Here is a 19856-nt window from a genome sequence, read left to right on the forward strand (position 1 = left end):
ATCCGATGAATTTCACAACCTTGTCACTCATCTTTTTATACGAAAGTATAATTTAAATCTTTTATTTAGAAGTTAATAATTTTAAAAACAAAAAAAATTGAAAACATTTGAAATTTTACCACCACCACCCAAGATTGCCCTTTATCCGCCATGCCCGATACTTCTGATGCTGTAGCCGCCTCCTATTTCACGCCACACCATGCGGACGAACTTTGGGCCTTGGCCACCAACCCCCATCCTACGTTAGGGCAGGCGCGGCATTTGGGCGAGGCCCTGATTCAAGCCCAGGTGTTGGATGCCAGCACCTTGGCCGAGAGCCTCAAGTTACAGCAAACCGAACGCGAACAGGGGCATGAGCGCCCTATCGGCCAAATTTTGGTCGAATACGGGCATGTAAGTACGGCGCAATTTCTAGCTACCGCAGGAAGTGACTTTAATTTCGCGTATTATTCGCTACGACATTCAGTGGAAAACAACATAGGGAATCCGATGGCTTACGAAACTCAAATTAGTCGAAACAGTCCAACTGCGTTCTTGTTCATCGTCGATCAATCAGGCTCCATGTCTGACAAGATGTCATCGGGCAAGACTAAAGCGGAGTTCGTCGCCGATGCTCTGAACCGGACATTGTTAAACCTTGTGACCCGTTGTAGCAAATCGGAAGGTGTGAGAGACTACTTTGAAGTTGGTGTCATTGGGTATGGAGGGTCAAGTGTCTCAAACGGCTTCTCCGGTGTGCTAGGCACCAATCCAATCAATCCAATTTCGATGATCGAAAAAAACCCGGTGCGCGTTGAAGATCGTAAGCGCAAGATGGATGATGGCGCTGGCGGAATTATAGAAACCAACATCAAATTTCCTGTCTGGTTCGAACCCAAGGCTAGCGGTGGCACACCCATGAGGGAGGCTTTGTCCAAAGCGGCAGAAGAGTTGGTCGCATGGTGTGATACACATCCCAACAGCTACCCACCCACCGTTTTACATGTCACTGACGGCGAATCGACAGATGGTGATCCAGAGGAAATCGCCAAACACCTTGGAGCGATTCGAACAAACGATGGCGAGGTTCTCATTCTGAACATTCATGTCAGCACGCTTGGAACCGATCCCATCAGATTTCCATCTTCCGAGAATAGATTGCCTGATAGCTACGCCAATATGCTCTTCCGGATGTCCAGTCAATTTCCCCAGCACGTTTTAGGCTTCGCAAAAGAAAAAGGTTATGCCGTAGATGCTGAATCTCGTGGTTTTATGTTTAATGCCGACGCGGTGGAAATCGTTGACTTTTTCGATATAGGGACTCGTGCCTCTCAGCTCCGTTGAGCTCTCATATGAAAAAGGAATTTTCTGGCACCTGTCCAAAGGATCTCCAAGAGCCTGGTTTGAACGAAGACCAGTTTTGCTTTTCGGACGACGGTTTTCGGCTCGGTCTATGCGATGGTGCCAGCGAGTCCTACAACTCCCAGCTTTGGGCGAAGATCATTTCAGAAAAATTCGCGGCTGACCCTAATTTTGGTTCTAAGTGGATTATCGATGCTTTAAGCATATATATAGCCGCCCATGATTTCCCTAATATGTCTTGGTCGCAACAATCTTCCTATGAGCGTGGAAGCTTTTCGACGCTACTCGGAATTGACTTCGATCCGGTACATCGAGTGGTGGACATATTAGCTATTGGAGATTGTTCGGCTTTACTCGTTGACGAAGGTCGATTTATCAAAGCCTGGCCAATTACAGACCCCGAGCGCTTCAAAGATCACCCCACACTACTCTCCACACTGGCGCAACACAACGCCTTCATCGTAGAAACTGAATTTTGTGAAAAAACCTTTAAGAATATTCATTTGAAAGATTACGTCGATCCTCGGCTTTACTGTATGACCGATGCTTTGGGCGAGTGGGCTCTGCGGCATGCGTTAGCTTCCACTGATGGTTTGGAGAGACTTTCCTCATTGACGACAGAGCAAGAGCTTTGCGAGTTAGTGACCGAAGAGCGTTCCGCTAAACGCATGCGTGTGGACGACTCGACATTGATTATTCTTTCCTTCTGAGGCTGGCCGATTAGCGATGGCTTATCCGTCCCTTGAGCAATACAACCAAGCATTTCAGCTTCATGAAAGACTGCTCGCAGATCCCGAACTAAAAACTGGAACAATAGCTACGACAGGCTTGGGTCTGCCATTAGTCATCAGCGGTGGCTTCGCGTTGACCTACACGATAAATTCTGGGACTAAGAAATTCGCTGTTCGCTGCTTTCACAGAGAATCCAAGGCGCTGCAACAACGCTATTTTTCTATTTCCAAGCGAATTTCATCTCTGAATTCTCCATATTTTCTCGATTTCGAGTTTCAACCGCAAGGCATTAAGGTTGACGGTGTTGGCTACCCAATTGTGAAGATGACTTGGGCCAAAGGAGAAACCCTTGGCGAGTTTCTTGAAGTCAACCGCTCAAACGCCTCTGCCTTATCAAAGCTGTCCAACTCCATTTACTCTTTAGCAGCCTTTTTGGAAAAGGAAAAAATTGCACACGGAGATTTACAAACAGGGAACTTAATGGTATCAGCTGGTGGCTCGGTAGTCCAGTTGATTGATTACGATGGCATGTATGTTGAAGAACTAAAAAATATTGGAAGTACAGAACTTGGCCATGCCAACTTCCAACATCCGCAACGTCAATCGACTAATCCATACGATCAAAAAATCGACAGATTCTCGCTAATTTTGTTGGCAGTAACTCTTAAAGCATTGCGCCTCGATCCTAATCTGTGGAATAAAACAAAATCGGAAGTAGATGCAATTCTTTTCCGAGCCAATGACTTTATTGATCCTGAGTCATCCCAAACTTTCGCCCTTCTTTCTTCGAATCCGGCGATAGAAGTTGACATCAAAAATTTTGCTTCTATCTGCAAATCTCCAATAGAGAAGGTGCCAAGCCTTGCAGATTTTTTAAGTGGGAAGCAAACTCCAAACCAGGCAGTCACATTGACTGGATTGGACAAGCCCAACAATCGAAAGACAGGCTACATAAGCGCCTATGATGTGCTTTCTGCAATGGATTACCAAGCCTGCTTGCAACACGTCGGTGATAGGGTGGAGGTGATAGGTAGAATTCTCGAAGTTAAAACAAATCACACCCGAAATGGAGACCCCTATGTTTTTATCAACTTCGGGGATTGGCGTGGCAGAATTTTCAAGGTATCTATTTGGTCTGAGGGGTTGGCTGCAATAAAGACACCACCAGACGAAACTTGGATAGGAAAATGGTTGAGTGTTGTCGGATTAATGGAGCCACCATACTCTAATCCAAAGTTCAAATACTCCCACTTGTCGATCAGTATAACGAGTTCCGGTCAAATGACATTCGTTGCTGAATCTGATGCCAAATGGCGTTTAGCTGGCTCCACCGCCAACATACCAAAATTTACAACATCCTCCAATCAAGAAGCCCTTGATCGTATCAAAGGAAGACCGGCGACATCTACTGTGCCTATTCGGCTCTCCCCTGCCCCTACACCACAACCAACACCACTGAAACCAACAGGTTCTTCAGCAAGTGCTGCAAATCGAGAAGCTATTGAAAAAATTCGTGCGGCAAATCACCCAGCCTCACCGCCATCAAGTACTAAGCCCAGTAACACTCCGTACACGCCTCCACGACATTCTTCACCCCAATCATCGAATCAAGAGGCAAATACAGATCAACACAAGTTACCTGCAAGGGAAAAGGGTGTTGTAGAAAAAATATTTAATTGGCTTTTTGGATAGTGACAAAATTTTTTACCATCGATCCATAGAATATTTAAATCTTCCCCCGATTTTACGACTGGCATTGCCCATACCATCGCAACTATCGCCACCGACAGTAGCGATATGTATCTTTATCGTTTATACATTGGCAAACCCTGGGTTGCTTTATCTTTGATGCCTGATACTTCTCATGTTGCAGCCACCTCCTATTTCACGCCGCACCATGCGGATGAACTATGGACTTTGGCCACCAACCCCCATCCTACTTTAGGGCAGGCGCGGCATTTGGGCGAGGCCCTGATTCAAGCCCAGGTGTTGGATGCCAGCACCTTGGCCGAGAGCCTCAAGTTACAGCAAACCGAACGGGAGCAGGGGCAACAACGCCCTATCGGCCAAATTTTGGTCGAATACGGCCATGTCAGCGCGACCCAATTGCAAAAAGTGATTGCCTCTTGGTTGGGCACGCACTTGGTGGACCCAAGCCAAATCCACCCAGACCCCGTAGCGCTGGCACTGGTACCGCGCAACGTGGCCGAACGCGAAGCGGTGCTGCCGCTGTTGGCACGCGAAGATGCCTTGGTGGTGTTGGTGGCCGACTCTTCAGATCGCGCCCTGCTCGATGAGTTGCGTTTTTTAACCCAGCGCCGCCCGATTGCCTTGCAGGCGGCCCCCGGCACGCTCATGCCCGCGATTGCCAACGCCTACCGCACCTACCCCACGGCCACCCCCAAAGCGGCTGTGGCGGCCACCACAGGCGAAGGGCGTGCCGCCACCACGGCCACACGGGCCAGCTCGCGCGAACTGCTGAGCAGCCTGTCAGGGGTTTTGGAGGAGGCCGATGCGGTCGAGACTGAGACCGTCAGTGAATCGGACAACACCTTGGTGCGCCTGATTAACACGGTGATTGAAGAGGCGATTGCCCACCGCGCTTCTGACATCCACATCGAAACCGAACCAGCACCGCAAAACGTGCGTATTCGTTTGCGCGTCGATGGCCGCTTAATCAGCTATCTGGAGCTGCCCGCGCGCTTTCGCTACGCAATGGTGGCGCGCATCAAAATCATGGCCAACATGGACATCTCGGAACACCGCAAACCCCAAGACGGCAAAATTGATTTTGCGCGCTTTGGTGGCTCGGCGCTGGAGTTGCGCGCGGTTACGGTACCGACGTCGCACGGCCTAGAAGATGTGGTGCTGCGCTTGCTGGCCAGTGCCAAGCCATTGCCGCTAGAACTGCTAGGCTTGGGCAAGGGCCAACTGGCGGTGCTGCGCGAGATGGTCAAAAAACCCTATGGCCTGCTGTTGGTGTGTGGCCCTACGGGCTGCGGTAAAACCACCACGCTGCATTCAGTAATTCGTGACATCAACACCGAAGGGCGCAAAATCTGGACGGCGGAAGACCCGATAGAAATTAGCCAATCTGGCCTGCGCCAAGTGCAAATCAACCCGCGCATTGGTTGGACATTTGCCGCCGCCATGCGTACTTTTTTGCGCGCCGACCCGGATGTCATCATGATTGGCGAAATGCGCGACGAAGAGACGGCGCGCATCGCGGTAGAAGCCTCTTTAACCGGGCATTTGGTGCTGTCCACCCTGCACACCAATTCGGCCCCCGAGAGCATTACCCGCTTGTTAGAAATGGGCCTAGACCCGTTTAATTTTTCAGATTCGCTGTTGGCCATTTTGGCGCAGCGGCTGGTGCGCCGCTTGTGCCCCGAATGCGCTACGCCACTGGTGCTGAGTGCAGAGCCGCTAGAGCGCTTGGCCGCGCAATACTTGGGCAGCGGCTCGCCACTGCAAAACACACCCGAGGCACGCATCCACCTGATTGAACGTTGGCACCAGCAGTATGGTTCGGCACACGGAGAGGTTAGGCTGTGGCGCGCGCAAGGCTGCAAGCAGTGCGACCAGCACGGCTACCGGGGGCGGCTGGGCCTGCATGAGCTAATGAGCAGCGACGATGTGGTGCGCCAGCATATCCGCCTGCGCGCCCCCGCTGTGGAAATTCGGCAGGCCGCTTTGTTGGCAGGGATGCGTACCCTGCGCCAAGATGGCATTGAAAAAGCGCTGCAAGGCTTGACCAGCATGACCGAGGTGCTGGCCGCCACCAACCAATAAGCAGCAAAGGCTGGCGGCAGATGTTGCTGGATTAGCGACCCAAGTCTTTGGCACTGACTCCGGCAATGCCCCAGTTTTCTTTGGGCACATCCTGAATCCAGACGCGGATATTTTCTTTGGGCGCGCCCACGGCTTCGTTCAGGGCTTGGGTGACTTTTTCAATCACGGCGCGTTTTTGTTCTTCGGTACGGCCTTCAATCATGTAAATCTGGGCAAAGGGCATGGGAATTTCTCCAAATCAGGGCAAAACATAGGAATAAAAAACGGGGCCAACGCAGTGCGCGGCCCCGTCAAACGGCTGCTAAAGCCGCTGGATACGCGCAGACCTTAGACGAAGCGCACCGAGACGCTGCCCAAGTCTTGAATCCGCAGGGTCACATTGTCACCGGCTTGCACCGGCACGGCTTCGGTGATGCCGCCCGACAAAATCAGGCTACCAGCAGGCAAGGATTGACCCCGACGGCCCAAGTGGTTGACCAACATGGCCACAGCAGCGGCGGGATGGCCCAACACGGCGGCACCAGCGCCCAAGGCTACTGGCTCGCCGTTCTTTTCTAGCACTACGCCCAAGGTACGCAAATCAACGTCACGCGCCGAGGCAATGCGGCCACCGACAATGAAGCGCGAGGCCGAAGTGTTATCGGCAATCACGCTCTTCAAGTCAAACTTGAAATCGCGGTAACGGCTGTCAATCACTTCAATGCCGGGCAGCACCACATCACAAGCCGCCAGCACCGCGCCAATATGGCAGCCGGGGCCTTTGAGTTCGGTGCGGGTGATGAAGCAGATTTCTGGCTCGACCTTGGGGTGAATCAGCTCGCTCACCTTGACTTCGCCGCCTTCAGGCACGACGTATTCGTCCACCAAGAAGCCAAACACCGGGTCCGTTACGCCCATTTGCTTCATTTTGGCGTGCGAGGTCAAACCGGCTTTGTAGCCGACCACGCGCGCACCCTTGCCCAGCTTGCTGGCCAAAATGCGGTCTTGGATGGCGTAGGCATCGTCCCAATCCATTTCTGGGTGGGCTTCGGTGATTTTCAGGGTATCTTGGGCCTGCAACTGGCAGTTTTCCAAGTGCTGGGCCAGTTGGTCTAGCGTGGATGCGTTCAATGCCATGTTAATTCCTTAGGAAACTTTCAAACCACGCGCCTTGGCCAAGGTCAGGGCGGTGTCTTCAATCATGTCTTCTTGACCACCCACCATGCCACGGCGGCCCATTTCGACCAAAATCTCGCGCGCCGAGATGCCGTACTTGACAGCCGCGCGCTTGGCAAACAGCAAGAACGAGCCATACACACCGGCGTAACCCAGCGTCAGGGCATCGCGGTCAATGCGGATGGGGAAGTCCATGATGGGGAACACCAAATCTTCGGCCACGTCTTGGATTTTGAACACATCCACGCCGGTTTCAATGCCCATCAGGTCGCACACGGCTACCAGCACTTCCATCGGGGTGTTGCCCGCGCCAGCGCCCAAACCAGCGGCAGCGGCGTCGATGCGGGTGGCACCGACTTCAATCGCGGCCAAGCTGTTGGCCACGCCCATTGCCAAATTGTGGTGGCCGTGGAAGCCCAATTCGGTTTCAGGCTTCAGCGCGGCACGCACGGCGCTCAGGCGCTCTTTCACGCCGTCGGGCAGCAGGTGGCCAGCCGAGTCAGTGACGTAGATACAGTTGGCGCCGTAGCCTTCCATCAGCTTGGCTTGCTTGACCAAGCCTTCAGCGCTGTTCATGTGCGCCATCATCAAGAAGCCCACGGTGTCCATGCCCATTTTGCGCGCCAAGGTGATGTGCTGTTCAGACACATCGGCCTCGGTGCAGTGGGTAGCCACGCGGATGGTGGAAACGCCCAGCTCGTGCGCCATTTTCAGGTGGTCCACCGTGCCAATGCCGGGCAGCAGCAGCGCCGAGATTTTGGCTTGCTTCATCAGCGGCACTACGGTGCCCAGGTATTCTTCGTCGGTGTGCGCTGGGAAGCCGTAGTTGACGGAAGAACCGCCCAAGCCGTCGCCGTGGGTGACTTCAATCAGCGGAATGCCAGCGTCGTCCAAGCCGGTGGCGATGGACTTCATTTGCTCCAGCGACATCAGGTGGCGCTTGGGGTGCATACCGTCGCGCAGGGTCATGTCGTGCAGACGGACTTTTTTGCCTTTGAGGGAACTGCTCATCTTGGTATCTCCTTAGGCGGCCACGGGGTTGAGGGTCAGGCGGCCAGCAATCATTTCTTCGGCAAACATCTCGGCGGTGCGGGCAGCCGCAGCGGTCATGATGTCGAGGTTGCCCGCGTATTTGGGCAGGTAGTCGCCCAAGCCTTCTACTTCCAAGAAGACCGAGACGCGGTTGCCGTCAAACACCGGGCCATTGACCAAGCGATAACCGGGCACGTACTTTTGCACTTCCTTAATCATGTCGTGGATGGACTGGGTGATGGCGGCTTGGTCTGGCTCGCCTTCGGTCAGGCAATGCACGGTGTCGCGCATGATGAGCGGTGGCTCAGCCGGGTTGATAATGATGATGGCCTTGCCTTTTTTGGCACCGCCCACCTTTTCCACCGCGCCAGCGGTGGTGCGGGTAAATTCATCAATGTTCTTGCGTGTGCCGGGGCCGACCGACTTGGACGACACGGTGGCCACGATTTCGCCATAGGCTACGGGCTGCACGCGCGACACAGCAGCGACCATCGGGATGGTGGCCTGACCGCCGCAAGTGACCATGTTGACGTTCATCTCGCCCTTGCCTACGTGGTCTTTCAGGTTGACCGGCGGCACGCAGTAGGGGCCGATGGCCGCTGGTGTCAGGTCAATCATCAGCGCGCCTTGCTCGTTCACCTTGCGGCTGTTTTCGGCGTGGACGTAAGCGCTGGTGGCGTCAAACACGATTTGCACGCCGTCGGCCTTCATGTGGGGAATCAAACCATCCACGCCTTCGGCGGTGGTTTTCAGGCCCATTTCGCGCGCGCGCTTGAGGCCGTCGGATTCGGGGTCAATCCCGACCATCCAGACGGGTTCCAGCACCGGGCTGCGTTGCAGCTTGGCCAGCAAGTCGGTACCAATGTTGCCAGGCCCAATCAGGGCACATTTGATTTTTGCCATTACAGTTCTTCCGAAAAAATTAGACAAAGCGCACCGAGCAACCGCCGATGCCGCCAATGGTCACACGCAGGTTGTCGCCAGCGGCCACGGGCACCATGATGCCCAAGGAGCCTGACAACACCACTTCACCAGCCTCTAGGGCAATGCCGTGTTCACCCAAGGTATTGGCCAGCCACGCCACGGCGTTGGCCGGGTGGTTCAGGGCGGCTGCACCTGCGCCGGTGGCGACGATTTCGCCGTTCTTTTCCAGCACCATGCCGCAGGTGGCCAAATCCACATCGCGCGGGTCCACCAAGCGGTCACCCAGCACAAACACACCGCAGGAGGCGTTGTCGGCTACGGTGTCTTGGATTTTGATTTTCCAATCTTGGATGCGCGAATCGACAATCTCAAAGCAGGCCATCACGCCATCGGTAGCGGCCAACACATCGGCAGCGGTGATGCCGGGGCCTTTGAGGGTCTTTTTGAGCATGAAAGCGATTTCGCCTTCGGCCTTGGGTTGAATCAGGCTATCAGCGGGAATGGCTTCGCCTTCGTTATAGACCATGCCATCGGTCAGCCAGCCAAAATCAGGCTGAAACACGCCCAGCATGTTCATCACCGCTTTGCTGGTGACGCCGATTTTTTTGCCAATCACGATTTCGCCAGCGGCCAAACGGCGTGCCATCATGCGTTGCTGCACGGCGTAGGCATCGGCAATGGTGATGTCGGGGTGGCGCGTGGTGAGCGGGGCCAAGGTTTTGCGGCCTTGCAGCGCTTCAAAAAGCTCGTCGCCCAGCTGTTGAATGAGTTCAGGGGTCATCAGTCGTCCTTAGGGGTTTAAGGGAGTCGGCTCGGCATCGCCAGCCTCGGCCAAAAAGTCGCGCACCAGACGGGTAAAACGGGCCGAATGCTCAATTTGCGTCCAGTGGCCGCATTGGCCAAAAACGTGCAATTGCGAGCGCGCAATCCATTGTGACAAAGTGAGCGAGGTGGACAGTGGAATCACTTGGTCATCGCGGCCATGCACAATCAGCACTTGGTGCGGCAGGGCGCGGATGTCGGCCTCGGCGCTGCACATGGCATCGACCCAACGCTGGCGCGGCGCGGGGAACATGGCCGAGAACGATTCTTGGAAACCGGGGCGGATGCTGGCTTCGTAGCGCAGGCGGGCCAGTTCGTCATTGACCAAATTGCGGTCGTAGGCGAACACGTCCATGATGCGGCGCATGTTCTCAAACGAGGCTTCGTAGCCCCAAACATCATCCAAGCCCTTGGTGATGGGGAAGGGTACGCCCACGCTGCCCATCAGCACCAAACGGCGCACGCGCTCTGGGTGGCGAATGGTCAGGGCCAGCGCCAGCGCACCGCCAAAGGAGTTGCCCACCAAGTCGGTTTTGGCGATGCCCAGCGCGTCCAAGACGCCCACCGCTTGCTTGACCCACTCGTCCATGTTGTACTGCTGGCCTGCCGGGCGGTCGGTAAAACCAAAGCCCACCATGTCGGGGGCAATCACGCGGGCTTGCTGCGCCAGTTCGGGCATCACCAAACGCCAATTGGCCCAGGCAGAAACGCCGGGGCCAGAGCCGTGGATGAGTAAAACGGGGTGGCCACTGCCGACATCATGCACATTGGTGCGGATGCCAGCAGCCATGACCGAACCAGCGATTTCTGGATTGCTCATGGCCTAGCTCCTTAGAGTTTGATACAAACGTTCTTGAGTTCAGTGTAGAACTCTAGCGAATGCACGCCGCCTTCGCGGCCAATGCCCGACTGCTTGGCACCACCGAAGGGGGTACGCAAATCGCGCAGGAACCAGCTATTGACCCACGACAGGCCAACCTTCATTTTTTGTGCCACGCGGTGCGCGCGCGAGACATCGCGGGTCCAAATGGCGGTCGCCAAACCATAGACGTTGTCGTTGGCCTTGGCCAGCACTTCCTCTTCGGTGTCGAAGGGAGAGATATGGCAGCAGGGGCCAAAAATTTCTTCTTTGACCACGCGGGCGGTTTCGGGCAGACCCGTCCAGATGGTGGGTTGCACCCAAGCGCCATCGGCGTAAGCCGCACCCATATCGGGCACGCCACCGCCGGTGACCACGGTTGCGCCTTCTTCCACCGCCAGCTTGTAGTACGACAGCACCTTGGCTTGGTGTTCTTTGCTGATGACGGGGCCAAGTTTGGTATCGGCCTCTTCGGGCAGACCAATCTTCCAGCCTTCGACTTGCTTCTTCAGCTCGGCGACGAACTTGTCAAAAATCGGGCGCTGCACATAGACGCGCTCGGTGCCCAAGCAGACTTGGCCGCTGTTGACAAAAGCCGAACGCAGTGTGCCTTCGATGGCAGCGTCAAAATCGGCATCTTCAAAAATGATGGCGGCGTTCTTGCCACCCATTTCCAAGCTCACCGGGCGCGCGCCGTGGGCCGCCGCCTTCATGATGACTTCGCCGGTGCGGGTTTCGCCGGTGAAGGTGATGGCATCAATGCCGGGGTGGGTCGTGACAAACTCACCGGCTGAATTGGGGCCAAAGCCATGCACCACGTTATAGACACCGGGGGGAATGCCAGCTTCGTTCATCACCTCGCCCAACAGGGCAGCGGTTTGGGGGGTTTCTTCCGAAGGTTTGACCACCACGGTGTTACCGCAAGCCAGCGCAGGACCGACTTTCCATGTCATGAGCAGCAGCGGCAGGTTCCAAGGGCAAATCACACCGACCACGCCCACGGGGGTGCGGTAGCCGTAGTTGATGGCGCTCTTGCCGTCGGGTGTGGCGGTCTCGAAAAATTCGGTGGCCACGTTTTTGACCACATCGGCAAACACCTTGAAGTTGGCCGCGCCACGGGGGATGTCGATATGGCTGGCCAAGCTGCGGGGCTTGCCGGTGTCGGCGCATTCGGCGGCCAGAAATTCGTCAAAACGCTTGTTGATGCCATCGGCCACGGCATACAGGCGCTCGACGCGCTCGGCCACGCTCATTTTGCCCCAAGGGCCATCCAAAGCGGCGCGGGCAGCGGTTACGGCAGCATCCACTTGGGCGCGGCTGGCTTCATGCACATCGGCAATCACGGCATTGTTGAGCGGCGAATGCTTAGGGAAAGTTTGGTCGCTGGCCTCGTGCTGGCCGTTGATGAAGTTCAGTACCTGTTTCATGGGAAATCCTTTTCTCTTGATTGCCAATTACGCCAAGCCCAGCGCACGCAAACCAGCGCGGGCAATGATTTCGTCTTCTTCCTCGCTGCCACCCGAGACACCAATGCCACCGACGCGCTGGCCGTTGATAACGATGGGCAGACCACCACCAAAACCAACAAAGCGCGGGCGCTGCGGCAGGCCCTCGCGCACCGCTTCGGAGTGTGACTCCAGCGCTTGGTGCCAGCGGCTGGTAGGCAGGCCAAAACCGACAGCGGTGTAAGCCTTGTCTTTAGCGATGTCGATGGAGTGCAAAGGTGCGCCGGGCAGACGCACAAAAGCAGCGGGCAAGCCGCTGCAATCGACTACCGCGATGTTGACCAGCACGCCCATTTGGGCCGCCGCCTCGGCGGCTGCCCCGGCAGCGGCATGGGCCGCCTGCCAAGACAGGTTGTGCTGCACCACGCTCAAAAGTTCGGGTGCCATGCTCATCAGGTCACCACGTTCAAGAAGGCTTCGTTGAGCTTGCGGTCGTGGTAGAAAATGCCACGGCCCACTTGGTCCCATGTCCAAGTGATGGGGGTGTGGTCGGGGTACCACTGGTAGCCACCGCTGAAGGTTTCCAAACGGTTGCCCGAGGGGTCAAAGAAGTAAATGGTGGTGCCACGGGTAATGCCGTGGCGCGTCGGGCCGATGTCAATCGAGACGCGGTTCATCGACATAATGTCGGCGGCGCGCAGCACCTGCTCCCAAGTTTCTAGCAAGAAGGAAACGTGGTGCAGTTTGTTGTCTTCGGGGTGGCGCACCATCGCGATGTCGTGCGCCTTGTTGGAGCAGGTCAGCCAAGTGGCCAAATCGGTCACACCGTCTTCGAGTTTGACGCGCTCGACCAAGGTGAAGTCCAGCACTTCTTCAAACAGCTTGCGGTTGCCGTCGATGTCGCCACCGTAAATCAGCGCGTGGTCCATGCGGATGGGAGAAATGCCTTTTTGGTCCGCCAGCCAAGCTTCGGGGTTGGTATCGCCCAAGCCATTGCCGACCGAGGTTTTCTCGGCATACAGCTCAATCAGGTGGCCGGTGGGCAGGTGAAAGCGCACGCGCTCGCCGGTCTCTAGCATTTCACCGGCAGGCACGCGCTCGGTGACGACGCCATACTCGCGCAGGCGGCCTTCTAAGGTGTTCAGCGTGGCGACGTTTTGCACCTTAAAGCCAAAGCAGTCCATACCGGCACGGTCGGCCTTGCGAATCACAAAGCTGTTGTGGTCGCGTTCATCCCAGCACTTGAAATAGACGCGGCCCGACTTGTCGCGGCCGGTTTCTTTTAGGCCCAACACTTCGGTATAAAAGTGAACCGACTCGTCCAAATCCAACACGCGCAACACCGCGTGACCAGGGCGCAAAACACCAGTGATTGCCATGGGGTTTCTCCAAATTTTTCAGGTTGAGGGGACAGCAGAGGCATCTGCGGCCCCAACCAGACGGCAGACGTTCTTTTTCATGGTTCCGAGCACGCGCAAGGTGATGTCACTGGTCGGGCGTACCCGGCACGACAATACCCGGCCTTGGGCTTCGTCTTCGGCGCTCACATGGTCGCGGCTCATGACACGCGACACATATTGCCCCTGAACGATTTGCACCTTGCAGACCCCACAGCCACCATTGCGGCAGCCCACCGGAATTCCCTTCTTACCCAAGGCTTCCATACCCACCAGCAACGACAACTCGTCGGAGCAGCGGTAGCTTTGCCCGGTTTCTTCGATGGTGATGGTGTAACTGGGCATAAGCTCAGGCTTTCGGGTACAGGTTTGGATACAAGATGCAGCGGTAAGGCCTGAAATATGCCAGATTCTGGCGCGGATGGAGAAAAAATCTCGAGATTTAAGGGAAAACACCTAGTATGGCAAGACCAGCAAACCTGTGCCTTTTTTCATAATATGACCTTACAAAAGCCAAGAAATATACCGAGAACATCGAACTAAAAACTGCCTTGTTTGCCTGTACCCTCTTGCAAGGTATGGACTCCCTCCTTTTGGGGTATGTTCACAGCAAAAATATCGAGAATTTTCATGGAATCATCCTTGGAGATGGATAGCCCGGTGGCTACTGACAGCGATGCGGGTGCATCGCGTACTTTGATTGAACGCGCCTATGCCCAGTTGCGTAATGACATCATTGAAGGACGGCACTTGCCCGGCGATAAATTGCGCGTGGAGCATTTGAAGCTGCATTACGGTGTCGGTGCGGGCACACTGCGCGAAGCCATTACCCGGCTGGTGAGCGATGCGCTGGTCACGGCGGAAGGCCAGCGTGGCTTTCGCGTCACGCCCATCACGCTGGAGGAGTTGGAAGACATTACCCAGCTGCGCCTGCATATTGAATTGGAGGCGCTGCGCCAGTCGATTCGCCACGGCGGCACCGCTTGGCGCGAAGCCCTGCGCCACAGCTACGAGGCCATGTCGGCCTTGGAGCAACCGATTCAGCGCGAACACCGCCCGCAATGGGAGGCACTGAACATGCGTTTTCATGCAGCGCTGCTGTCGGGCCAGCAATCGCCGTGGACGCAAAAAGTGCTGCGGATGCTGTCGCGCCACAGCGAACGCTACCGGCGCTACACGATGGGCTTGGCCGGGGCGGCACGCGATGTCCACAGCGAACACAGCGCTATTTTTGAAGCTGCGATGGCGGGGCAAGAAGCGCGCGCGGCGCTGGCGCTGGAAGCACACATTCGCGCCACACCCGATTTGTTGGCCCAAGCCCTGCGTAGCGGCAGCTTCACTTTGCCCAACGGCCATGATGGCGGTGCTGGTGCCAGCATCGCGCTGGAGTGAACCGAGCAACGGCAACATCCAGCTTGTCCTGGCTCAGTAACCGCCGCTGGAGGGCTGGGGTGCCACCATGCCTTGGCGAAACCGCGCCGCCAAAGATTGCGCCGCCAGCGCCAGCAAATTAATATCCACCCCCACGGCCACGAACAGCGCTCCGGCATCGAGCCAATGCTGGGCTTGGTCTTCTTGGGTGGACAAAATCCCGGCAGCTTTGCCCGCATGGCGGATACGGCGGATGCCGTGGGCAATGGCCGCCACGACTTCGGGGTGGTCCACTTGGCCGGGGTAACCCATCGAGGTGGACAAATCCACCGGGCCGATAAACACCCCCTCCACGCCCGGCGTGGCGGCAATGGCATCAATATGGGCCAAGCCCTCGACGGTTTCTACCTGCACCAACAGACAGGCTTGGTCATTGGCTTCGTGGATGTAATCGCGGTAACGGTTCCAGCGCGAGGAGCGCGCCAAACCGCTGCCCATGCCGCGCGTGCCGCTGGGCGGGTAGCGCATAGCGCGCGCCAGCGTCTGGGCCTGCTCGGGCGTGTCCACCATCGGCACCAGCAGGGTTTGTGCGCCCAACTCCATAAATTGCTTGACCAACACCGGGTCGCCCGAAGGCAAGCGCACTACGGGGTGCGGCAAACTCACACCGGCAGGTAAGGTGCTGGCTGCGCTGGCAATGGCCTGCAACTGGGCCAATACGGCGCGCAGGTCATTGGGGGCATGTTCGCCATCAATCAGCAACCAATCAAAGCCGGTACCGGCCAGCATCTCGGCCAGATAACCATCTGCCGTGGCCAACCACAGGCCAATTTGGGGCTGACCCGCTGCCAGGGCATCTTTAAAAGCATTGCGCGGCAGGGCGGAAGTAAGATTGGGCAGGGACATGTTTTTTCCAGCATCGACTGGGCACCGGCGACCCAGCCCATAAAACAGCTGGGATGCGCGTTACCTGAACACCCCAGCTTTTTCTTCAATACAGCAGTGTATTGTATTAAAACGCCTTGACGATGCTCAGGCGCAGCAAAGAGCCCTTGGATTGGGGTGTGCTACCAGATTCAGCACTCAACTCTTTGTAAAAAGCGCCTTTGAGCGCCATGCCGGGAGCCACCGGATAGACCAGCTCTGCGCCCAAAGCGTGGCGCGAGGCTTTGGCATTGGGACGGGCACCGAGGCCGCTGTCATCGCTGGTTTGCCATTGGCTGTAACCGACCACACCGGCCTGCATCGGACCAAAGGCTTTGGACAAGCCCCACTCCACGGTGACTTGGTTGCCATAGCGGAAGCCATCGTCTTTTTTGCCGTGGCGCTCGAAACGCATCAGGGCGGCGCCCGCAATGGTTTTGGCCGGGTCAAAATAGTAGGTCAGGCCACCGGTGAGCATGGTGCTGGTGTAACCCTTGCCGGGCGATGCGGGGTTGCTGGTGCTGGCCGAATCCAACCACACGCCAGCAGCGGCCACGGCATCCCACTGCGGGCCATGCCAACCCAATACCAAGGGGCCAACGTAGATGTCGCCCACGCCCGAGCGGCTATCGGCAACGACACCACGAGGGTCTGCTGTATTGAAGGTGAGCGAAGTACGCATCAGCGGCACAATGGCTTCGACACCATAGTCGGCACCCAGCACTTTGTGGCCAGTCATCCAGACAAAACGGTTGGCCAGCGCCGTGACGGTACCACTGTTGTGGCCGGGGATGTCATCGCTGGTGCCCGGAACGCGCAGGCTGTTGATGTTGTAGTTGACCACATAGCCCAAGTAATAAAAACCGGGTGGCGGCACGCTGGCCGCTTGGGTGCCTTCTACGCCGGGCACATAGTGGCCTTCGGCCTGTGCGGCCACGGGGGCCAGACCGGCCAACAGCGCCAGCACGGCACCGGCAATCGCATTTTTCTTCATCAGGTTGCGCGTGAAACCTCGGCATTCATGCCGGGGAGGCAGAGCGCGGAACGCATCGCGTTCCTTGCTTTGGGCCGGTACCTGCTCACGTCCATTCAATAGCCCGACTGACAGAAATTAGTGCAAGGCTTTTCACCTCTGCTGGGCCTTGCGGCTCTGCCCGTAAGGGCCTAGTGACGCGCACCTTTCGGTGCGGCTCCCCTCGACCATGTTGTGTACCGGCTTGCCCTTGCGGGTGGTTCCGATCCGTTTCGTGCTTACCCTGTCGCTTGTCTGCAACCGGAACTTTCAGAGCTTGGGACTGAGGAAGCATCCCAAGGTGAGTCTTCGCACCTGTACACAACGTAGCGCCCGCTCTACTCGGCAATGAAGCCCGGATTAAGGCATCCGGGGCGCTGGGTCTGGTCAACCCGAACTTGCAAAGCTTTCGCCTTCCAAGCTCCGACCTTCAGGTCGGGGTAGTTGACTAATTTTCTTTCTTTGGGGGCTTCGTGCTAAGGGGGACGGCCTGCCTTGCAGGGAACGTCCCCCACCAAGGGGAGTACGCGGCAGCGGTAGGGCTTAGGTGTAAACGTCGGTGAACGAAGCCACCAGCTCGCCGGTGTGGTAAAAAATACCGCTCCCGAGGCGGTCTTCGCTCCAGGTGGTGACGGGGCGGTCGGGTTGCGCCAAGTAGCCCAAACCGGCGAAGGTTTCGTTGCGGTTGCCGCTCGGGTCAAAGAAGTAGATGGTTTCGCCGCGTGTGATGCCGTGGCGTGTCGGGGCGACGTCAATCTTGACTTTCTTCTTGGCCATCACATCAGCGGCCTTGAGTACATCGTGCCAAGAATCCAAGAAGAAGGCGATGTGGTGCAAGCCATTGACCGGGCCACCGACAAACGCGATGTCGTGCGGCGTGCTGGTGCGCGCCATCCAGGTGGCGGCCTGCATATTGCCTTCGGGGCCGACCAAAATTTGCTCGGTCAGGAAGAAGTCCAAGCACTCCTTCATGAAGCGGGTGTTTTCTTCCACCTTATTGATGCCCGCTTCGGGGTTCATCTCGCACATCAGCAAGCAGTGGTCTAGCCAGTGCGCGCCAGCGCCCCGGATGCCATCGGGCCACGGGTCAGGGTTGAGCGTGCCGACATCGGTGCCGACGTATTCTTTCATGGCATACAGGCGCATTTCGTGGCCGCTGGGCAGGTTGAACTGCAACATGCGTCCGGTAGAGGGCAAAGCGCCTTCTTCGAGCCATTGGGTTTTTACGCCCCAAGCTTCAATGCGGGTTTGCAAGGCATCCAAATCGGCATCGTCTTGCACTTTGAAGGCCACATGGTTGATACCGGCGCGGTCGCTCGGGGTCAGGATGAGGGAGTATTTGTCCCACTCGTCCCAGCACTTGAGATACACGTTACCGGCGTTGTCCTTCATCATGGTTTTGAGGCCCAACACTTCTTCGTAATGCTTGACGGCGGCATCAATATCCATCACGCGAATGCTGATGTGGCCAATTCTTAAAACACCCATTGCATGTCTCCTTTGGTTAATTGCTCGTTTTTTGAAAAATCGTGGGGGAAAATGGCAGCAGCGCTTAGGCTACTGCCGGGGTGGGTGCGCCCAATGTGCGCCCCAAAAAGGGTTTGCGTAGCAGGGGAGTGACTTCTAAACGCACCGGCGTGGTAGGTGCGACACGGCAAGCCAAAGTGTAGCCTTGGGCCTCTTCGGCTTGGCTGATGTGGGCGCGGCTGATTGGCCCCAGCGGGCGCACGTTGCCTTCCACAATACGCACTTTGCAGACACCACAGCCGCCATTGACACAGCCCACCGGAATACCTTTGCGCCCTAGGCGCAACATGCCCGTGAGCAGGTTTTCGTGCGGAAAACAGTCAAAGCTGTCGCCGGTTTGCACTACCGTGATAGGCAGCGGAGAAGCAGGCAAAGTCATGAACTTTGAGCGGCTAGGCTGGGTTAAATGCTACGGAACAGTGGGCTGCGCGTTTTTTGCGCGTCTGCTGCCGAGAGGAATTTCTCGGTGTAGATGTCGCGCTCAAACAAGCGCCCTTGCATCAGCGTGCCAAGGCAGGCTTCAATCATGGGCGGTGGGCCGCACAGGTAAGCCTTGTGCCCAGAGAAGTTGCCATTGAAATGCGCTTTGGCGGCATCATGCACATAGCCGCGTGCGCCGCTCCATTCCGAGCCTTCGGGCACTTCGGACAACACCGGCACATAAGTGAAATTGGCATATTGCGCCGCCAGCGCACGAAACTCTGCGTCGTAATACAGCTCCTCGAGCGTGCGTTGGCCATAGACCAGCGTAATCGGTTCGGTACGACCTTGGGCCAACAGCTCCAAAATCATCGAGCGCGGGCTGGACAAGCCCGAACCACCGGCCATAAACACCATCGGCAATTTGGCCGAATGGCGCACAAAGAAGCGGCCATAGGGGCCGGTGATTTGCACGCTATCGCCTTCTTTCAGGGATTGGTGCAGCCACGTGGTACCCGCACCGCCGGGCACCAAGCGCACATTGAGTTCAATCTCATCGCTTTGGCCATCGGCACCGGGGGCGTTGGCAATCGAGAACGCGCGTCCGCCTTCCACGCCCGGAATTTGTACCTGCACATACTGGCCGGCCTGAAAGCGAATGGGCTGGTTCAGGCGCAAATGCAGCGCCTTGATGGTGGGCGTGAGCTGCTCAATGCGCGCCACCGTGGCGGCAAAGTCGCGCACCGGAATGATTTGGGCATCCGGCTCGTCTTCGATGTCGGCCTCGATGGTGGCATCGGATTGCAGCGTGGCGCAACAGGCCAGCGTTTTGCCGTCGTCGCGCTCCATTTCCATCAGTGCAAACGGATTGGCGGCTCCGTGGTCCACCTCGCCATCGGTGACCTGCACCTTGCAAGTGCCACACAGACCGTGCCCGCAAGCGTGCGGAATGTAGATGCCTTGGCGCAGGGCGGCATCGAGCAAGGTTTGGCCGTCTTCCACCTCGATGGTGGTGCCTAGGGGTTCGATGGTGAGTTGGTAGCTCATAAAAATCTCTCTGTCGCCGCGCGCGTTGTAACGCGCGGCGGCGGCTCAGGGGTCAA

Annotated in this window: 20 protein-coding genes; 5 read left to right on the top strand and 15 right to left on the bottom strand. The window is 56.8% G+C overall.

Annotation, left to right across the window (positions count from 1 at the left end; all coding sequences use genetic code 11):
* The first annotated feature begins 150 nt into the window (after positions 1–150).
* The 4 genes from PHX60_RS09940 to PHX60_RS09955 all read left to right on the top strand — a co-directional run bounded on the left by PHX60_RS09940 (position 151) and on the right by PHX60_RS09955 (position 5865).
* On the top strand, positions 151–1323 hold the full coding sequence (locus PHX60_RS09940; protein ID WP_300077122.1) for a VWA domain-containing protein: 1173 nt from the start codon (positions 151–153) through the stop codon (positions 1321–1323).
* Positions 1324–1331: 8 nt separating this feature from the next.
* Positions 1332–2051, top strand: a complete 720-nt coding sequence (locus tag PHX60_RS09945) for a hypothetical protein (RefSeq protein WP_300077123.1) — start codon at positions 1332–1334, stop codon at positions 2049–2051.
* Between the two features lie 16 nt (positions 2052–2067).
* The gene (locus PHX60_RS09950; RefSeq protein ID WP_300077124.1) at positions 2068–3765 is read left to right on the top strand and encodes a serine/threonine protein kinase; all 1698 of its coding nucleotides are present in this window, start codon (positions 2068–2070) and stop codon (positions 3763–3765) included.
* A 156-nt stretch (positions 3766–3921) separates the two neighbouring features.
* Positions 3922–5865, top strand: coding sequence for a type II/IV secretion system protein (locus tag PHX60_RS09955; protein WP_300077125.1), 1944 nt, complete (start codon positions 3922–3924; stop codon positions 5863–5865).
* Positions 5866–5896: 31 nt separating this feature from the next.
* Here the strand turns inward: PHX60_RS09955 and PHX60_RS09960 are convergent, their stop codons facing one another.
* The 10 genes from PHX60_RS09960 to PHX60_RS10005 form a co-directional block, all read right to left on the bottom strand.
* Positions 5897–6088, bottom strand: coding sequence for a 2-hydroxymuconate tautomerase (locus tag PHX60_RS09960; protein ID WP_300077126.1), 192 nt, complete (start codon positions 6086–6088; stop codon positions 5897–5899).
* Between the two features lie 104 nt (positions 6089–6192).
* Complete coding sequence (gene dmpH, locus PHX60_RS09965) at positions 6193–6981, bottom strand: 2-oxo-3-hexenedioate decarboxylase (protein ID WP_300077127.1); 789 nt, start codon at positions 6979–6981, stop codon at positions 6193–6195.
* A 9-nt stretch (positions 6982–6990) separates the two neighbouring features.
* Positions 6991–8031 carry a 4-hydroxy-2-oxovalerate aldolase gene (dmpG, locus tag PHX60_RS09970; RefSeq protein WP_300077128.1) on the bottom strand — a complete coding sequence of 347 codons (1041 nt, stop codon included), beginning with the start codon at positions 8029–8031 and terminating at the stop codon, positions 6991–6993.
* Positions 8032–8043: 12 nt separating this feature from the next.
* Entirely contained in the window at positions 8044–8955 is a 912-nt protein-coding gene (locus PHX60_RS09975; protein ID WP_300077129.1) for an acetaldehyde dehydrogenase (acetylating), read from the bottom strand.
* Between the two features lie 19 nt (positions 8956–8974).
* A complete protein-coding gene (gene dmpE / locus PHX60_RS09980; RefSeq protein ID WP_300077130.1) occupies positions 8975–9757 on the bottom strand; it encodes a 2-oxopent-4-enoate hydratase in 783 nt (260 codons plus the stop codon).
* A 9-nt stretch (positions 9758–9766) separates the two neighbouring features.
* Positions 9767–10618, bottom strand: coding sequence for an alpha/beta hydrolase (locus PHX60_RS09985; protein ID WP_300077131.1), 852 nt, complete (start codon positions 10616–10618; stop codon positions 9767–9769).
* A gap of 11 nt (positions 10619–10629) precedes the next feature.
* Positions 10630–12084 carry a 2-hydroxymuconic semialdehyde dehydrogenase gene (locus PHX60_RS09990; RefSeq protein ID WP_300077132.1) on the bottom strand — a complete coding sequence of 485 codons (1455 nt, stop codon included), beginning with the start codon at positions 12082–12084 and terminating at the stop codon, positions 10630–10632.
* 27 nt (positions 12085–12111) lie between these two features.
* On the bottom strand, positions 12112–12555 hold the full coding sequence (locus tag PHX60_RS09995) for a heme-binding protein (RefSeq protein WP_300077133.1): 444 nt from the start codon (positions 12553–12555) through the stop codon (positions 12112–12114).
* The gene (locus tag PHX60_RS10000; RefSeq protein ID WP_300077134.1) at positions 12555–13481 is read right to left on the bottom strand and encodes a catechol 2,3-dioxygenase; all 927 of its coding nucleotides are present in this window, start codon (positions 13479–13481) and stop codon (positions 12555–12557) included. The genes PHX60_RS09995 and PHX60_RS10000 overlap by 1 nt, the downstream gene beginning before the upstream one ends.
* A gap of 18 nt (positions 13482–13499) precedes the next feature.
* On the bottom strand, positions 13500–13844 hold the full coding sequence (locus PHX60_RS10005; RefSeq protein WP_300077135.1) for a 2Fe-2S iron-sulfur cluster binding domain-containing protein: 345 nt from the start codon (positions 13842–13844) through the stop codon (positions 13500–13502).
* Between the two features lie 285 nt (positions 13845–14129).
* Here PHX60_RS10005 and PHX60_RS10010 point away from each other — a divergent pair, with 285 nt between their 5' ends.
* The gene (locus PHX60_RS10010; protein ID WP_300077136.1) at positions 14130–14891 is read left to right on the top strand and encodes a GntR family transcriptional regulator; all 762 of its coding nucleotides are present in this window, start codon (positions 14130–14132) and stop codon (positions 14889–14891) included.
* A gap of 33 nt (positions 14892–14924) precedes the next feature.
* On the opposite strand, the gene PHX60_RS10015 is transcribed toward PHX60_RS10010, so the two are convergent.
* From PHX60_RS10015 to PHX60_RS10035, 5 genes are all read right to left on the bottom strand, one after another.
* Positions 14925–15776, bottom strand: coding sequence for an HpcH/HpaI aldolase/citrate lyase family protein (locus PHX60_RS10015; protein ID WP_300077137.1), 852 nt, complete (start codon positions 15774–15776; stop codon positions 14925–14927).
* Between the two features lie 106 nt (positions 15777–15882).
* Positions 15883–16788, bottom strand: a complete 906-nt coding sequence (locus tag PHX60_RS10020) for a transporter (protein ID WP_300077138.1) — start codon at positions 16786–16788, stop codon at positions 15883–15885.
* A 561-nt stretch (positions 16789–17349) separates the two neighbouring features.
* A complete protein-coding gene (locus PHX60_RS10025; RefSeq protein ID WP_300077139.1) occupies positions 17350–18294 on the bottom strand; it encodes a catechol 2,3-dioxygenase in 945 nt (314 codons plus the stop codon).
* A gap of 64 nt (positions 18295–18358) precedes the next feature.
* Positions 18359–18706 carry a 2Fe-2S iron-sulfur cluster binding domain-containing protein gene (locus PHX60_RS10030; RefSeq protein WP_300077140.1) on the bottom strand — a complete coding sequence of 116 codons (348 nt, stop codon included), beginning with the start codon at positions 18704–18706 and terminating at the stop codon, positions 18359–18361.
* Between the two features lie 29 nt (positions 18707–18735).
* The gene (locus PHX60_RS10035; protein WP_300077141.1) at positions 18736–19800 is read right to left on the bottom strand and encodes a phenol 2-monooxygenase domain-containing protein; all 1065 of its coding nucleotides are present in this window, start codon (positions 19798–19800) and stop codon (positions 18736–18738) included.
* Positions 19801–19856 lie beyond the last annotated feature (56 nt).

It is taken from the genome of Giesbergeria sp., from assembly GCF_028686475.1.
In the GTDB taxonomy this organism is placed as follows: Bacteria; Pseudomonadota; Gammaproteobacteria; order Burkholderiales; family Burkholderiaceae_C; genus Simplicispira.

Bases quoted from the DNA above. Each gene is read 5' to 3' on its own strand.
- dmpH (WP_300077127.1), bottom strand. From the start codon at position 6,981: ATGGCATTGAACGCATCCACGCTAGACCAACTGGCCCAGCACTTGGAA.
- dmpG (WP_300077128.1), bottom strand. From the start codon at position 8,031: ATGAGCAGTTCCCTCAAAGGCAAAAAAGTCCGTCTGCACGACATGACC.
- PHX60_RS09955 (WP_300077125.1), top strand. From the start codon at position 3,922: ATGCCTGATACTTCTCATGTTGCAGCCACCTCCTATTTCACGCCGCAC.
- PHX60_RS09985 (WP_300077131.1), bottom strand. From the start codon at position 10,618: ATGAGCAATCCAGAAATCGCTGGTTCGGTCATGGCTGCTGGCATCCGC.
- PHX60_RS10015 (WP_300077137.1), bottom strand. From the start codon at position 15,776: ATGTCCCTGCCCAATCTTACTTCCGCCCTGCCGCGCAATGCTTTTAAA.
- PHX60_RS10025 (WP_300077139.1), bottom strand. From the start codon at position 18,294: ATGGGTGTTTTAAGAATTGGCCACATCAGCATTCGCGTGATGGATATT.
- PHX60_RS10000 (WP_300077134.1), bottom strand. From the start codon at position 13,481: ATGGCAATCACTGGTGTTTTGCGCCCTGGTCACGCGGTGTTGCGCGTG.
- PHX60_RS09990 (WP_300077132.1), bottom strand. From the start codon at position 12,084: ATGAAACAGGTACTGAACTTCATCAACGGCCAGCACGAGGCCAGCGAC.
- PHX60_RS10005 (WP_300077135.1), bottom strand. From the start codon at position 13,844: ATGCCCAGTTACACCATCACCATCGAAGAAACCGGGCAAAGCTACCGC.
- PHX60_RS10010 (WP_300077136.1), top strand. From the start codon at position 14,130: ATGGAATCATCCTTGGAGATGGATAGCCCGGTGGCTACTGACAGCGAT.
- PHX60_RS09940 (WP_300077122.1), top strand. From the start codon at position 151: ATGCCCGATACTTCTGATGCTGTAGCCGCCTCCTATTTCACGCCACAC.
- PHX60_RS09945 (WP_300077123.1), top strand. From the start codon at position 1,332: ATGAAAAAGGAATTTTCTGGCACCTGTCCAAAGGATCTCCAAGAGCCT.
- dmpE (WP_300077130.1), bottom strand. From the start codon at position 9,757: ATGACCCCTGAACTCATTCAACAGCTGGGCGACGAGCTTTTTGAAGCG.
- PHX60_RS09950 (WP_300077124.1), top strand. From the start codon at position 2,068: ATGGCTTATCCGTCCCTTGAGCAATACAACCAAGCATTTCAGCTTCAT.
- PHX60_RS10020 (WP_300077138.1), bottom strand. From the start codon at position 16,788: ATGAAGAAAAATGCGATTGCCGGTGCCGTGCTGGCGCTGTTGGCCGGT.
- PHX60_RS10035 (WP_300077141.1), bottom strand. From the start codon at position 19,800: ATGAGCTACCAACTCACCATCGAACCCCTAGGCACCACCATCGAGGTG.
- PHX60_RS09995 (WP_300077133.1), bottom strand. From the start codon at position 12,555: ATGAGCATGGCACCCGAACTTTTGAGCGTGGTGCAGCACAACCTGTCT.
- PHX60_RS09960 (WP_300077126.1), bottom strand. From the start codon at position 6,088: ATGCCCTTTGCCCAGATTTACATGATTGAAGGCCGTACCGAAGAACAA.
- PHX60_RS09975 (WP_300077129.1), bottom strand. From the start codon at position 8,955: ATGGCAAAAATCAAATGTGCCCTGATTGGGCCTGGCAACATTGGTACC.